The 15,116-nt window shown below is 65.6% G+C and carries 14 protein-coding genes; 3 read left to right on the forward strand and 11 right to left on the reverse strand.

From position 1 onward, the window contains the following. Nucleotides 1-43 precede the first annotated feature (43 nt). A complete protein-coding gene (gene rpsU, locus HNR60_RS10885) occupies nucleotides 44-343 on the forward strand; it encodes a 30S ribosomal protein S21 (RefSeq protein ID WP_184257283.1) in 300 nt (99 codons plus the stop codon). Nucleotides 344-842: 499 nt separating this feature from the next. Here the strand turns inward: rpsU and HNR60_RS10890 are convergent, their stop codons facing one another. The 11 genes from HNR60_RS10890 to HNR60_RS10940 all read right to left on the reverse strand — a co-directional run bounded on the left by HNR60_RS10890 (nucleotide 843) and on the right by HNR60_RS10940 (nucleotide 12,468). Next, nucleotides 843-1,772 carry a hypothetical protein gene (locus tag HNR60_RS10890; protein WP_184257285.1) on the reverse strand — a complete coding sequence of 310 codons (930 nt, stop codon included), beginning with the start codon at nucleotides 1,770-1,772 and terminating at the stop codon, nucleotides 843-845. Nucleotides 1,773-1,930: 158 nt separating this feature from the next. Continuing rightward, a complete protein-coding gene (locus HNR60_RS10895) occupies nucleotides 1,931-2,218 on the reverse strand; it encodes a cupin domain-containing protein (RefSeq protein ID WP_184257287.1) in 288 nt (95 codons plus the stop codon). A 110-nt stretch (nucleotides 2,219-2,328) separates the two neighbouring features. Then, nucleotides 2,329-3,408: a calcium:cation antiporter gene (locus tag HNR60_RS10900; protein WP_184257391.1), complete on the reverse strand. Its 1,080-nt coding sequence runs from the start codon at nucleotides 3,406-3,408 to the stop codon at nucleotides 2,329-2,331. Between the two features lie 250 nt (nucleotides 3,409-3,658). Next, complete coding sequence (locus HNR60_RS10905; RefSeq protein WP_184257290.1) at nucleotides 3,659-5,059, reverse strand: NAD(P)(+) transhydrogenase (Re/Si-specific) subunit beta; 1,401 nt, start codon at nucleotides 5,057-5,059, stop codon at nucleotides 3,659-3,661. Between the two features lie 13 nt (nucleotides 5,060-5,072). Then, entirely contained in the window at nucleotides 5,073-5,390 is a 318-nt protein-coding gene (locus HNR60_RS10910) for a proton-translocating transhydrogenase family protein (protein ID WP_011474374.1), read from the reverse strand. Between the two features lie 11 nt (nucleotides 5,391-5,401). Continuing rightward, a complete protein-coding gene (locus tag HNR60_RS10915; RefSeq protein ID WP_184257292.1) occupies nucleotides 5,402-6,529 on the reverse strand; it encodes a Re/Si-specific NAD(P)(+) transhydrogenase subunit alpha in 1,128 nt (375 codons plus the stop codon). A gap of 75 nt (nucleotides 6,530-6,604) precedes the next feature. After that, on the reverse strand, nucleotides 6,605-6,757 hold the full coding sequence (locus tag HNR60_RS10920) for an aa3-type cytochrome c oxidase subunit IV (RefSeq protein WP_184257294.1): 153 nt from the start codon (nucleotides 6,755-6,757) through the stop codon (nucleotides 6,605-6,607). 275 nt (nucleotides 6,758-7,032) lie between these two features. Further along, a complete protein-coding gene (locus HNR60_RS10925; RefSeq protein WP_184257296.1) occupies nucleotides 7,033-7,425 on the reverse strand; it encodes a type II toxin-antitoxin system death-on-curing family toxin in 393 nt (130 codons plus the stop codon). Then, entirely contained in the window at nucleotides 7,422-7,682 is a 261-nt protein-coding gene (locus HNR60_RS10930) for an AbrB/MazE/SpoVT family DNA-binding domain-containing protein (protein WP_184257298.1), read from the reverse strand. Before HNR60_RS10930 ends, HNR60_RS10925 begins: the two co-directional genes overlap by 4 nt. Nucleotides 7,683-7,742: 60 nt before the next feature. Next, nucleotides 7,743-10,406 (reverse strand): patatin-like phospholipase domain-containing protein, encoded by a 2,664-nt coding sequence (locus HNR60_RS10935; protein ID WP_184257300.1) that lies wholly within the window; start codon nucleotides 10,404-10,406, stop codon nucleotides 7,743-7,745. Nucleotides 10,407-10,491: 85 nt separating this feature from the next. Beyond that, complete coding sequence (locus HNR60_RS10940) at nucleotides 10,492-12,468, reverse strand: M3 family oligoendopeptidase (protein WP_184257302.1); 1,977 nt, start codon at nucleotides 12,466-12,468, stop codon at nucleotides 10,492-10,494. 311 nt (nucleotides 12,469-12,779) lie between these two features. Here HNR60_RS10940 and HNR60_RS10945 point away from each other — a divergent pair, with 311 nt between their 5' ends. Further along, complete coding sequence (locus HNR60_RS10945) at nucleotides 12,780-13,439, forward strand: TerC family protein (RefSeq protein ID WP_184257304.1); 660 nt, start codon at nucleotides 12,780-12,782, stop codon at nucleotides 13,437-13,439. An 82-nt stretch (nucleotides 13,440-13,521) separates the two neighbouring features. Beyond that, nucleotides 13,522-15,024, forward strand: a complete 1,503-nt coding sequence (locus tag HNR60_RS10950) for a sigma-54-dependent transcriptional regulator (protein ID WP_184257306.1) — start codon at nucleotides 13,522-13,524, stop codon at nucleotides 15,022-15,024. The last annotated feature ends 92 nt before the right edge of the window (nucleotides 15,025-15,116 follow it).

Here is a 15,116-nt window from a genome sequence, read left to right on the forward strand (position 1 = left end):
GCTTTCTCAGAATTCCAATCCGATTAATGAAAGAGGATGCCGCGTGCAGGTTCTCGTTCGCGATAATAACGTCGATCAAGCTCTCAAGGCGCTGAAGAAGAAGATGCAGCGCGAGGGCATCTTCCGCGAGATGAAGCTCCGCGGTCATTACGAGAAGCCCTCTGAGAAGAAGGCCCGCGAAAAGGCGGAAGCCGTGCGCCGTGCGCGCAAGCTCGCCCGCAAGAAGCTGCAGCGCGAAGGTCTGTTGCCGATGAAGCCGAAGCCGGTGTTCGGCGCCGGCGCCGGCGGCGATCGCCGCGGTCCGGGCGCTGGCGCCAGCGCCGGCCCGCGTGGCCCGCGCTAAGCCTTATTGAATTTCAGTTCAGACTGCGTCGACGCGGGCCTCACGGCCCGCGTCGACGTTTGTGCGCGTGGGATCGTGCGTGCGGGATCATGCGGGTGTGGGATCATGTGTGCGGGATCGTGTGTGGGATCTGGCGCTTGTAGGCTTGGGGTCCCGACTGACCGTGGCCGAAGTTGAGATCAGCGCCGCGGCGTCCGTCCCCTCGCCCCGCTTGCGGGGAGAGGGTGGCGCGGCAAGCGAAGCTTGTCGCGTCGGGTGAGGGGGCGCCGCGTTATGCCGAGACGCCCCCTCACCCGACCCGGCTTCGCTGCGCTCGCCGGGTCGACCTCTCCCCGCAAGCGGGGAGAGGTGAAGCTGCGCTCGCGGCAGGCGTTCCGATCAACTTTTCAAGTGAGTCTATTGCGGTGATATTGCCAGGATGCGATCCGGGCGACGGGAGTGCGTCGCTCTCAGCCGGAGGCCAAGCTCCCCGGCAATAACGACGCTTCCCGTCGAACAGCTACCGCGGGACCACCGCGTGGAACACCGACTTCGCCGCCGAGAACATGTCGTCGCCGACCGAACGGCCGGCGTCGGCGCGGGCGTCGGACGATTCCGGAATGTCGGCCGGCGGCGTCGGGCGCTGCGGATCGTGCGGGTTCGAAGCCTGCGCGTAGGCCGGCGTCGGCGGCGGCAGGATGGTCACCGGGCGGTTCAGCGGCTCCACCGGATTGCTGGCGGCGACCGGCGGCGTGACGGCGGCCGGCGGCGGCGTCAGGCTTGCGGGAGCCGGCGGCTGGCTCGGCATTGCGGGCGCCGGCGGCACCGAGGCGACGTAGGGCGGATCGGGCTGCTTCGCCGGCTCCGGCGCGCGCGGCAGCGGCTCGGCGGCGCGCGCCGCCTCGTTGGAGTTGCGCAGCCGTTCGATAGCGGCGCGGGCCAGATCGTTGGCGTCGCGGCGCTCTTCCTTGGTGGTCGGCTCGACCGGCGGGGTCGCGGTCACCGCGGCGACGGCGGCGGGCGCCGGCGTCGGCGCGGGAGCCGGTGCAGGCGCGGTCTTGGCCACGGCGCGGTCGTGCAGCATCGGCTGATGCGTGCGGCCGGTGCGCTCGATCTTCTCGGCTTTCTCCGCCTTGTCGGCGGCAGCCTTGTCGGCGGCGGCCTTGTCGGCCTTGTCGGCGCCGCTGCGCTCGGCCTTGTCGGTGCTGGGCTTGCTCTTCAGGGTGACCGGGGCATCGGAATCCCCCAGGCTGGCGCTCTTGGCATCGACCTTCGCAGCCTTGGCGGGCGCAGCGGTCTCGTCAGCCTTCTTCGAATCGATCGCCGACACCGCGGCAGCAGGCGGTGCATCGGGTTTGTTGATGTAGTGATTGACGATGTAGGCACCGAGCACCGTGGCGAGTACCGACGGCAGAATGGTGTGAAAGATATTACCTATGTATTTGAGCATTACCGCCCTCTCCCAGCGAGGTTTTGATGCGGGAACTTTGAGGCTGATTGAGGGATCAACTGCGACCGATCAATGGCAATGTGACGCGACGCTGCCATGCGATGGAGTTCGTCGATCTCAGCCTTGAGAGTGGTCGGCCGCGATGCGACGCCGCACGGTCAAGGCTTCAGTTCGACCTCAAGAAACACGATGTCGATATACGTTTCGTTAAGAACGTCATGTTCGACCCCGGCCTTGCGAAAATAGGATTGGCCGGCCTGCAATTGCGCCTTCGATCGGCTGCCGTCCGGCGCCACGATGGTCATCTCGCCGGCGATCACCGGCACGATGACGTAATCCATCTCGTGGCGATGATGCCCGGTGGCGCCGCCCCGCGGCAGCCGCCACTGCGTGACGCGGACTTCGGCATTGTCGATCTGAACCTGGGATTCTGCGCTGATCGTCATCGGTCCGTCCTCTGCGGCACGCGCCCGACACGGGATTCGGACAGCATCATGCATGACCGACACTAGCGCCGGATGACGCTGCGAAGAACCATCATCGCGGTATGAATGATCTACGGAATGAACACCAGGAAGACGAACACCGCGAACACCACGAGGTGGACCAGCCCGAACAGGATGTTGGTGCGGCCGGTGCCGAAGGTCAGCATGCTGACGAAGAAGGTCAGCACCAGCAGCACCGCCTCCTGGGATTCCAGACCGAGCACCAGCCGCTTGTCGAGCACGAGCGCCACCGTGGAGACCGCCGGAATGGTCAGGCCGATGGTCGCCAGCGACGAGCCGAGCGACAGGTTGATGCCCTTCTGCAGGTCGTTGCGCCGCGTCGCCCCGATCGCCGCGAGGCTCTCCGGCAGCAGGATCAGCCCGGCGACCACGAGGCCGGCGAACGCCACCGGCGCCCCCATCCATTCGGTCGCGGTCTCGACCACATGGGAGAATTTTTCAGCCAGCAGCACCACGCCGAGCAAGGCCACCGCCAGCAGCACCAGGCTGAGCGCCAGGCTGCCTGCCGCCGCGCCGGCTGCGGCCGGCGCCGCCGCGACGTGCTCGTCGACGAAATAATCGCGGTGCCGGAAGGTCTGGGTGTAGAGGAACAGCACGTACAGCACCACGGTGGTGAGGCTGACGAAGGCGAGCTGCGCCGCCGAATAGAACGGGCCGGGATCGGCGAAGGTGTAATTCGGCAGGATCAGGATGATGGTCGACAGCACGATCAGCACGCTGAGGTAGAGGCTGACGCCGGAGATGTGGAATTCCTGCTCCTTGAAGCGCAAGCCCCCGATCAGGATGCACAGACCCACCAGGCCGTTGCAGACGATCATCACCACCGCGAACACGGTGTCGCGGGCCAGCGTCGGCACCACCTTGTCGCCGAGCATCATGGTGGTGATCAGCGATACCTCGATCAGCGTCACCGCCAGCGTCAAGAGCAGCGTGCCGTAGGGCTCGCCGAGGCGGTGCGCCAGCGCTTCGGCGTGGTAAACCGCGGCGAACACGGTGCCGAACAGCACCACCAGCAGCACCGCGGCAAAGCCGAAGCCGAACAACGTCGGAGCAAAGTCCAAATGAAAGATCGAGGTGGCGGCGAACAGCGCCGCCGCCAACAACGGAAACACCCAGGCCGACGCCGGCATTCCGGCGCGGGCGTGGTGCGCCGGCGTGGCGGTCGGGTGTCCGCTACGCGCGGTCGCGCTCACTTCGCTTTTCGACGTCACGTTTCAGGCTCTCAGGCACATCCCGGCAGGCGCACGCGATCGCATGGGCTGCGTGCCACTCCACCCGCTGCTCCCGTGTCGCCTTCGGCGGCATGGGATGCAAGCGGTGCCATTCCTTGTTCATGACATCAAGCGCGGCTGGTTAAGCAAAGCCTAACGTCGCCTCGCCTCACATGCCCTTGACGATGTTCTCGGTCATCTTCTTGGCGTCACCGAGCAGCATCATGGTGTTGTCCCGATAGAACAACGGGTTGTCGATGCCGGCGTAGCCGGACGCGAGCGACCGCTTGATGAACATCACGGTGCCGGCCTTCCAGACCTGCAACACCGGCATGCCGTAGATCGGCGAGGTCTTGTCGTCCTCGGCGGCCGGGTTGGTGACGTCGTTGGCGCCGATCACGAAGGCCACGTCGGCCTGCGCGAATTCCGAGTTGATGTCCTCGAGCTCGAACACCTCGTCGTAGGGCACGTTGGCTTCGGCGAGCAGCACGTTCATGTGGCCCGGCATACGGCCGGCGACCGGGTGAATCGCGTACTTCACCTCGACGCCTTCCTTCTTCAGCGTGTCGGCCATTTCGCGCAGCGCGTGCTGGGCCTGCGCCACCGCCATGCCGTAGCCCGGCACGATGATGACCTTCTGGGCGTTCTTCATGATGAAGGCCGCGTCGTCGGCCGAGCCGAGCTTGACCGGGCGCACTTCGCCGCCGGCGCCGCCGCCGGCCGCGGCGGTCTCGCCGCCGAAGCCGCCGAGGATCACCGAGATGAAGGAGCGGTTCATCGCGTGGCACATGATGTAGGACAGGATCGCACCCGACGAGCCGACCAGCGCGCCGGTGATGATCAAGGCCGAATTGCCCAGCGTGAAGCCGATGCCGGCCGCAGCCCAACCCGAGTAAGAGTTCAGCATCGAGATCACGACCGGCATGTCGGCGCCGCCGATCGGGATGATCAGCAGGGCGCCGAGCAAGAGCGCTATGCCGGTGATGACCCAGAACGCGGTCTCGCTGCCGGTGATCACCAGATAGACGATCGCGGCGAACATCACCACGCCGAGCACGATGTTGACCATGTGGCGGGCGGGCAGAATGATCGGCGCGCCGCTCATCTTGCCGGAGAGCTTCAGGAACGCGATCACCGAGCCGGTGAAGGTCAGGGCGCCGATCGCGACGCCGAGCGACATTTCGACCAGGCTGGCGCCATGGATGTTGCCCGGGGTGCCGATGTCGAACGCGGCGGGCGCGTAGAACGCGCCGGCGGCGACCAGCACCGCGGCCATGCCGACCAGCGAGTGGAAGGCGGCGACCAGTTCGGGCATCGAGGTCATCGGCACCTTCTTGGCGATCACCGCGCCAATGCTGCCGCCGATCGCGATGCCGAGGATGACGAGGCCCCAGCCGAGCAGGTCGGCGGGAGGATGGCCGGCCAGCGTGGTGGCGACCGCGATCGCCATGCCGGTCATGCCGAGGAAGTTGCCCTGGCGGCTGGAGGCGGGCGACGACAGCCCGCGCAGCGACAGAATGAACAGCGCGCCAGCGATCAGATACAGAAGCGCGGAAAGGTTGGCGTTCATCGAATTTTCCTACTCACTTCTGCTTTTTCTTGTACATCGCCAGCATCCGCTGGGTGACAAGGAAGCCGCCGAAAATATTCACCGAGGCAAAGATCAGCGCGACGAAGCCGAAGCCGCGCGCCCACACACCGCCCTCGCCGACCATCGCCACGCCGACCGCGAGCAAGGCGCCGACCACGATCACCGAAGAGATCGCGTTGGTCACGCTCATCAGCGGGGTATGCAGCGCGGGCGTCACCGACCACACCACGAAATAGCCGACGAACACGGCGAGAACGAAAATCGACAGCCGAAACACGAACGGATCGACGGCCTGCACAATATGTTCCATGGCGGCTCTCCTTAAGCTTTCGGCTGGAAGTTCGGGTGAATGACGGCGCCGTCCTTGGTCAGCGCGGTGGCCTTCACCAACTCGTCGTCCCACTTCACCGCGAGCGACTTCGACGCCTTGTCGAACAGCGTTTCGATGAAGGAGAACAGGTTGCGCGCGTACAGGCTCGAGGCCGAAGCCGCGACCCGGCCGGCGACGTTGGTGTAGCCGACGATCTTGATGCCGCCGACGTCGGTGACCTGACCGGCCACCGCGCCTTCGACGTTGCCGCCGCGCTCGATCGCCAGATCAACCAGCACCGAACCGGGCTTCATCGACGCCACCATCTCGGCGGTGACCAGACGCGGCGCGGGACGGCCGGGGATCAACGCGGTGGTGATGATGATGTCCTGCTTCTTGATGTGCTCGGCGGTGAGCGCGGCCTGCTTGGCCTGATACTCTTTGGACATTTCCTTGGCGTAGCCGCCGGCAGTCTGGGCGTTCTTGAATTCCTCGTCTTCCACCGCGAGGAATTTGGCGCCGAGACTTTCGACCTGCTCCTTGGTGGCGGGACGCACGTCGGTCGCGGTGACCACGGCGCCGAGCCGGCGCGCGGTGGCGATCGCCTGCAGGCCGGCGACGCCGACGCCCATCACGAACACCTTGGCGGCGGGAATCGTGCCGGCCGCGGTCATCATCATCGGAAACGCCCGGCCGAAGGCTTCGGCGGCCTCGATCACGGCGCGGTAGCCCGCGAGGTTGGCCTGGCTCGACAGCACGTCCATCACCTGCGCGCGGGTGATGCGCGGCATCAGCTCCATCGCGAAGGCCGAGACGCCGGCGTCGGCGATGGTCTTCAGCGCGGCTTCGTTGCCGTAGGGGTCCATGATGGCGATCACCAGCGCGCCGCGCTTGTAGTTCGCCAGTTCAGAGGCCTCGGGGCGCTTCACCTTGATGATGATATCGGCGTCCTTCAGCGCGTCGGCGCTGACGGTGGCGCCGACCGCGGTGAATTCCTGATCCGGCAGTCCGGATTTGATCCCGGCGCCGGGCTCGATCGCGATATCGATCCCCAACGCCTTGAACTTCTTCACCGTGTCGGGCGTCGCCGCGACCCTCGGTTCAGCAGGATCCAGTTCTTTCGCAACAGCAATTTTCATAGAGCCTCCGCCGCGCGGAGCACGCGCGTGAGTGAGCCAATGGGCGCGCCGCTTGGCGGCGCAGTCCGATCGAAATTAAGTCAGGAAGATTGCCATCAGAGCGACGACGGTGACGACGGCTGCGGAGCCGTATTTCACCAGCTTGATGAAGCCTTCATAGGTCTGCTCGTGGGCGACATAGTCGTTGCCGTCGGCAGCGGTGTAGGCGACGTCGTGGTGCTCAGCCATCGATCTCTCCGGACAATGTTCGAGAAGCGTGTGTGCAATTAGCGCAATCTTATTGCGAGAGCAACGGCGCCCGCGGCAGATCCCCTAACCCATTTTGGTTCATTCGAAAGTCTAGCGCGCATTCGCCGCGCGCGGCAGTGATTTCGTGGATAACATCCCAGCCGCCAAAGGGTTTTCGCGATACGAAAGGATCGCGCGATTTCTGCGGCCGGTCAGTGGGGCGGCTTCGAGGCGCAGGGTTTTTGCCAGGCGTTAGCAACCACGGCGCGAAAGACTCAGGACGGCCAATTGTCGCGGATCCAGCGCGTCAGGCTCTGCTCGGAGACCTCGCCGGCGGCGAGCGAGAGAATGATCTCGGTCGCCTGACCTGGATCGGGCGCAAAACCGATATCGTTGACGCGCAGAAATACCATCATCGCCTGGAAGGCGATGCGCTTGTTGCCATCGACGAAGGCGTGGTTACGGGCAAGACCATAGGCATAGGCCGCCGCCAGCGCCGCCATATCGGTTTCGCCGTAATGCCATTGATTGACCGGCCGCAACACCGCCGATTCCAGCAGGCCGCGGTCACGAATCCCTTCGGGACCGCCAAACACCGCCAATTGCTCGGCGTGCATGTCGATGACTTCGTCGACATCGAGCCACAGCGGCTCAACGGGCGCGCTCATTTGGCCAGGGCCGCCAAGGTATCGCGATAGTCGTGCATAACTTGGCGAGCGATTTCCATCGTTCGCGCATGTTTCGGATTGAACGGCGACAGCCGCAAACTGCCATCGGGCTGCTCGACCGGGTAGAACTTGTCGCCTTCTTTCAAATTGAGCCGTGCGAGCAGCTCTTTCGGCAGAATCACGCCGACCGAATTGCCGATCTTGCGGATCTGCAGCGCGGTGCTTTCGATTTTGAGATCGCGGGCAGCTTCGTTCATGGCCAACACCTCCGTTATACAGATGTATAACGCCGTTAAAGGCTCCGTTCAACAAATGTTTTACATGGCCTTTGACGCCGCCCCCGCCCCCGCTCCCGCCCCCGCTCCTGCGCCGGCCGCTGGCGCGACGCCGAGCCCGAGCGCGGCGCGGACCTCGGCCACGGTCTTGTTTCCGGCATCGCCGAATTTCGTCACCACCGGCGGGCCGACGTCGCTCGCCACGCTGACGTCGTCGCCGCCGCTCAGCAAGCCGTTGGCGATGTGGAAGCCGAGCGCGCGATAGACTTCGAACTGCTCCTCGCTGAAGAACTGGTCGCTGGTCGCCTCGTGCGGAAACTGCGCGTAGCGCCTCGCGTAATCGCGGACGTAATCGTTCTCGTCGCCGCTCAGCGATGATTTGAGGTAGAGCAGATATCCCCTTTCGCCGCCGCCATAGTCGATGATGCCGATCGCGACATGCGGCCCCGGATGCTCGACGGGCGGCGGGGTCGGCGGCTTGCCGGCGTTGACCGCCATCCATGCCAGCGTCGCGGCCTGGATCGGCGTCCACGGCAGATAAATGCGAATCCCGAGATCGATCCGCGCGTAGCGCTGCAACTTCACCAGCGAGGGAAAATGCATCGCGCTGTCGGCCTCGGCGTCGACCGCGATGATCAGCCGGCATTGCCGGCGCAGCAATTCGTAGATGCCGAGATTTTCGATGTGGCCGCCGTCGGTCAGGTACACCTCGTCGCTGTTCTCGTAGAGCCGGCCGGAAATTTCCGACCACAGATAGCGCGTGGTGCGGTGCGACGGCGTCCAGCCGCCGGGCTGCGCCGCCGCGGCGCCCGATCCGGCGGGCGCAAAGAACCTCGGGTTCTTCAGCCAATAGCCGAGCCGGATGTTAAGCAGCGCCAGCGTCGGCGTCAGCGGCCGGATGGTCTTGGAGCCCATATTCGCCGACGCCGCGGCACCGGAGATCGCCATCGCGGTGGCGAGATCGAGTTCGGGCGAAGCTGCCTCGAGCTGCTCGGTCGGCGCGTAATGCGTGGCCTGGCTGCCGATCCAGTGTTTCGAGAACACGAAGAAATCGGCATTGCGGCCGCGGCGGTTGGCGAAGTCGGAGCCCTGGATGTTGAGCGCGGCGTTGATCAGGTGATACGGCGCGTCGGCGGCCGACAGCGCACTGAGCCGCATCTTGTCGACTTCGGCGAAGTCGCGGCCCTGATCGCGGCTCACCTCGTTGGCCCGCGGCTTGGCGCCCGGGCGCTGGCTTGGATCGAACAGGAAGGCGCGGCCGAGCCGGTCGCGGTACAGCCGGTGCAGCGAATTGGCGTTCGGCGCCAGCGGCCAGGAGAGCAGAAATACCAGCGCCGCGACCGCCGCATATAACGCCGGCATCAGGTGGCCCTCCGGCACCAAGCTGGGAATGAACTTCGAGAGCCAGATCAGCCAGATCGGCGTATGCGCCCAAGCCTGCGGCGACGACGGATCCGCGAGGGGCTTCGCCGCCGCGGCGCAGCGGCTGGCGTCGTCGGGTTGCAGGCTGCCCTGCAGCGTCGCGGTGGACGCGCCATCGGGCTGCTGGAGTTTCACGGTGGCAGAGATCGCGGTCTGCGGACAGCGCACCTCTTCCGCCACCCGCTTGCCGTCATTGGCGATCGCCCAATAGCTCAGATAGAGATACGCCACCCAGATGATCAGCGGCAGCGCCAATCCGGCGACCCACACCGCGAGCTTGATGCCCTTGGCGCCGGCCTGCGCGACAAGGCTCGACCCCGCGGTGGCGCTGTTGAGAAACGCGCCGATCTGGCGCTGGAACGCCACCACCAGCGCGGTGACCGGCGCCGCGGCGGCGGCCAGCGTCTTCACCCAGCCTGTGAACAGCCCCAACACCAGCCCGCTGGCGCTGGCATTGCCGTGATCGGCGATTTCGAACATGCCTTCGATCACGAAGGGCTGGAATTCCATGAACGCGATCGCCACGAACAGCACCAGGAAGATCCAGCCGGCGCGGTCCAGCCAGCCCAACCGCGACGCCAGCCACGGCAGCGAGCGCAGGATTGCCCACAGCAGGAACAATCCGAGCAGCGTCAGCCCGACCACCAGCGTCAGGCCGAAGCTCTGCGTCAGATAGCGACTGAGGTCGATGCCGAAGAAATCCGATTTGTCGAGCAAGGAGCGCTTCGGGTTGGTCCACGCGGTGAACGCGGCCAGAAAGAGCAGCACCGGCACCACGAAGGACGAATTCGCCACCAGCCCGCGCAGGATGATCGCCGACGCGCTCAACACGTCGCGGAAGCCGCGCGGAATCAGATAGTTCGAATAGTTGCGCAGATGCCCGACCGCCGGCGTATCGCTGATGTCGGTCGCGGGGGCCGAGCCCGCGATCGGCGTCGGGCCGCCGCCGAACACGAAGGATTTGGTGCGGGTCAGCGTCGCCGACAGCGAACTGCCGAGATAGCCGCCGCCGGACACCGTCGACAGATAGTCGATCCGCGACAACAGGCCCTGATTGTTCAGCGCCTGCACCACGCCGAGACAAACCGACGCCGAGCGGATGCCGCCGCCGGACAACGCCAGGCCGACGGCGTCGAGGGGCTTGCCGGGGGCCGGCGTCGCGAGCTTCCGCGAGGGGTCGCGCCGGGTGTTGATGGCGTCGACTTCCTTGGCGAACACGCCGTGGAATTTTTCACGCCACGGCTGTTCGCCGGCGTCTGCATTGGGCTCAACCTGATCATCCATGACCGCCTCCCCTGCAGGCGCCATGGTAGACTCAACTGTTAGTTGACCTCAAGCCGCGATGCGAGGCGTCGCGCTTGCTAAGCCTTTACCCCATTGCCTCCAACTCATCGATCATACCGGCGATCACCGACAGCCCGCCGTCCCAGAAGGTCGGATCGCGGGCGTCGAGCCCGAACGGCTTCAGCAGCTCTGAGTAATGCTTGGTGCCACCGGCGCTGAGCATCGCCAGATAGCGCTCGGCGAAGCCGTCCTGGGCGTGCTCGTAAACCGCGTAGAGCGAGTTCACCAGGCAATCCCCAAAGGCGTAAGCGTAGACGTAGAACGGCGAATGGATGAAGTGCGGGATGTACATCCAAAAATTCTCGTAGCCCGGCTTGATGTCGATCGCCGGCCCCAAGCTCTCGCTCTGCACGCTGAGCCAGAGCTCGCCGATCCGCTCGGCGGTGAGCTCGCCGTTGCGGCGTTCGGTGTGGATCGCGCGCTCGAACGAGTAGAACGCGATCTGCCGCACCACGGTATTGATCATGTCCTCGACCTTGCCGGCCAAGAGCGCCTGGCGCTGCTTGGCGCTCCTGGTCTGCGCCAACAGCCGCTTGAAGGTCAGCATTTCGCCGAACACGCTCGCGGTCTCCGCCAGCGTCAGCGGCGTCGGCGCCATCAAGGCGCCGTTCTTGGCGGCGAGCACCTGGTGCACGCCGTGGCCGAGCTCGTGGGCGAGCGTCATCACGTCGCGCGGCTTGCCCTGGTAGTTCATCAGCACATAGGGATGCGCCGAGGGCGTGGTCGGATGCGAGAACGCGCCCGGCGCCTTGCCGGGCCGCACCGGCGCGTCGATCCAGCGGTCGGTGAAGAACCGTTCGGCGATCTTCGCCATCTCCGGCGAGAACGCCGTGTAGGCGGTCAGCACCATATCCTTGGCGTCGGGCCAGCCGATCGTGCCGGTGGCGGCGAACGGCAGCGGCGCGTTGCGGTCCCAATGCGCCAATTGCTTCTTGCCGAACCAGCGCGCCTTCAGCGCGTAGTAGCGATGCGACAGCTTCGGATAGGCGGCGCGCACCGAGGCCACCAGCGCGTCGACCACCTCGCGCTCGACGCGGTTGGCGAGATGCCGGGCGTCGGCGACGTCCTCGAAGCCGCGCCAGCGGTCGGAGATTTCCTTGTCCTTGGCGAGCGTATTGGTGATCAGCGCGAAGGTGCGCTCGTTGGCCTTGAAGGTCTTGGCCAGCGCCTGACCCGCGGCCTTGCGCTTTTTGGGATCGCGGTCCTGCAGCAGCGTCAGCGTCGGCTCGATCGCCAGCTCCTTGCCGCCGAGCTTGAAGCGCAGCGCCGAGATGGTCTGGTCGAACAAGCGGTTGAAGGCGCCGTAGCCGGTCTGGGATTTTTCGTGGAACAGCTGCTCGATGCGGTCCTCGAGCTGATACGGCTTGTCCTTGCGGCTGTCCTCGATCCACGGCCGGTAATGCCCGAGTTCGGGAGCCTGCATCGCGCGCTCGATCACCGCGTCGTCGACCCGGTTGAGTTCGAGCGCGAAGAACAACAGATGCACCGAGGCCGCGGTCAGCCGCTCGGAGACGTCGCCGTAGAACTTCGACAATTTCGGATCGACGCTGTCGCCGGCGTGAATGAGGCCCGCATACGAGGCCAGCCGGCCGGCGAGGTCGTCGATCGCCTCATAGCGCTGCACCGCTTCGGCGAGCCAGACCCCGCCGCTGTCCTTGGCGGTCTCCTCGGCGAGCTTGCCCTTGTAGTCGTGCTCGAAGGCGATGCAGTCGGCGTCGATCTTGTCGAGATCGCGCGCCACCTCCGGCGCATCGATGCTCGTATAGAGGTCGGCCAAATTCCATTCCGGCAGCGACGCGGTCTTGACCGCAGCGGCCTTGGCCCGCGTCGGCTTGCCCGGCGCAGCCTTGCCGGGCTTCGACTTGGTCGGCTTGGACTTGGTCGGCTTCGACTTGGTCGGCGCGGCGTTGGCTTGCGGCTTGCGGCTTTGGGTCTTCGCAGTCGTGCCGGCGGCCGGTTTGCGGGAGGACTTGGTGGCTCGGGAGGTCGCTGCTTTGGCCATGGGCTCTTTCAAAAAATTGCGCGTCCAATCAGGCAAACGCTACTAGCTGGGACGATAGCAGGGCAAGCGCCTGTTTGAAGGCGCTGCGCCGGCAGCATTGTGATGCCGGCAGCGTTGCGGCGGAGTGACACCCTGCGACAAGGCAACGCGGCCGGCGGATTTCACGTTGAATCCGCCGCGGCAAGCGGATATTTGCTTGGCACATGGAACTCGCGCTGCACTGCGCGATTGAGCAAGCGCGTCTAGGACCGGGCCCCTCTGGCAGTTCAAGCGAACTGTGATGTCGGACAGGACGTTCACAGAGAGGCCCGATGGAAGAATTCCTGACGATTTTCACGCCCGAGGGCCTGTCGGCGCTCGCCCAGGTCATCATGATCGACCTGGTGCTCGCCGGCGACAACGCCGTGGTGATCGGCCTGGCCGCCGCCGGCCTGCCGAAAGAGCAGCGCGGCAAGGCGATCCTGATCGGCATCGTCGCCGCCACCGTGCTGCGCATCCTGTTTGCCAGCGTCACCGTGCAATTGCTGCAGATCATCGGCCTGCTGCTGGCCGGCGGCGTGCTGCTGTTGTGGGTGTGCTGGAAGATGTGGCGCGAGCTGCGCAGCCAGTCGCATCACGACGCCGACGCGCTCGACGCCATCAATGGCGACACCGCCCCCGGCGCGCCGCGCAAAACGCTTCGCCAGGCGGTGTGGCAGATCACGCTCGCCGACATCTCGATGTCGCTCGACAACGTGCTGGCGGTCGCCGGTGCCGCGCGCGAGCACCCGATCATCCTGGTGTTCGGGCTGGCGCTGTCGATCGCCCTGATGGGCCTCGCCGCTTCCTTCATCGCCAAACTTCTGCAGAAGCATCGCTGGATCGCCTATGTGGGCTTCGTCATCATTCTCTATGTGGCGCTCGACATGTGTTACCGCGGCGTGCTGGAAATCTGGCCCGACGCGGTGACGCGGTTGCTCGCGCTGTTCTGAGCGATTCAATTTACCAAGCGTTAACGCTTGCGCGACCATGGTGGCCCAATTCGGGACAATTCGCCTTGGGGTGTGAGTGAGAATGGCTGCCACGATTCTGATCGCCGACGATGATGCTGTGCAGCGCAGGCTGGTCGAGAACATGGTGCAAAAGTGCGGCTACCACACCCTGGTGGTCGACAGCGGCGACGCCGCGATCGCCACGCTGACTGCTGATGACGCGCCGGCGATTGACGCGGTGGTGCTCGACCTGGTGATGCCCGGGCTCGACGGCATGGGCGTGCTGGAGCGGATGCGCGACGCCGGCCTCTCGATCCCGGTGATCGTGCAGACCGCGCATGGCGGCATCGACAATGTGGTGTCGGCGATGCGCGCCGGCGCTGCCGATTTCGTCGTCAAGCCGGTCGGCATCGAGCGGTTGCAGATCTCGTTGCGCAACGCGCTCAACGCCAGCGCGCTGAAGGGCGAATTGCAGCGGCTGAAGCACAGCCGCGACGGCAAATTGACCTTCGCCGATCTGGTCACCCGCAGCGAGGCGATGGGCCACGTGCTGCGGATGGCCAAGCGCGCCGCGACCTCGGCGATCCCGGTGTTGATCGAAGGCGAATCCGGCGTCGGCAAGGAACTGATCGCCCGCGCCATCCACGGCTCCAGCGAGCGCAGCGCCAAGCCGTTCGTCGCGGTGAATTGCGGCGCGATCCCCGACAATCTGGTGGAATCCATCCTGTTCGGTCACGAGAAGGGCGCCTTCACCGGCGCCACCGAACGCCACACCGGCAAATTCGTCGAAGCTTCCGGCGGCACGCTGTTTCTCGACGAGGTCTCGGAATTGCCGCTGGCGGCGCAGGTCAAACTGCTGCGCGCTCTGCAGGAAGGCGCGGTCGAGGCGGTCGGCGGGCGCCGCCCGCTGAAGGTCGACGTCCGCATCATCTCGGCGACCAACCGCAAATTGCTCGACCGGGTCAAAGCCGGGCAGTTTCGCGAGGACCTGTTCTACCGGCTGCACGTCTTGCCGCTGACCATCCCGCCGTTGCGCAACCGCCGCGAGGACATCCCGCATCTGTTGCGGCACTTTCTGGCGCGGTTCTGCGCCGAGGAAAACCGCACCATCACCGGCGTCAGCGGCGAAGCCATGGCGCGGCTCGCCCAGCTCGACTGGCCGGGCAACGTCCGCCAGCTCGAGAACGCGGTGTATCGCGCCGTGGTGATGAGCGACGGCAGCCATCTCGAGCTCGCCGACTTCCCGCTGACCGCCGCGCTGCCGAGCGTCGCCGAATTCGCCGGCGAGCCGCTGCTGATCGAACAGCCGTTTCATTCCACCGCGCCGCAGATCGTGGCCGGCCACGACATCCCGATCGCGCCGGGGCCCGCCGCCGGCAGCTTGGCGATGCTGTCGCCCGACGGCGAGGTCCGCCCGCTCGACGAGCTGGAGAGCGAGATCATCCGCTTTGCGATTTCGCATTACCGCGGCCAGATGTCCGAGGTCGCGCGCAGGTTGAAGATCGGCCGCTCCACGCTGTACCGCAAGCTCGACGACGCCGCCAAAACCGAGCGCGAGGTGCCCGCGGCCGAAGCCTCAAGCTGAGGACAACGCTGCAGATTTTCGCCCGAGCGAGGCTGCGGCATGGAACATTTGAACCGTTGCCGGCCGGTGACAGACAAAGCCACAGCCGCGTG

Origin of the sequence: Rhodopseudomonas rhenobacensis (assembly GCF_014203125.1) — a bacterium.
Classification (GTDB): Bacteria; Pseudomonadota; Alphaproteobacteria; order Rhizobiales; family Xanthobacteraceae; genus Rhodopseudomonas_A; species Rhodopseudomonas_A rhenobacensis.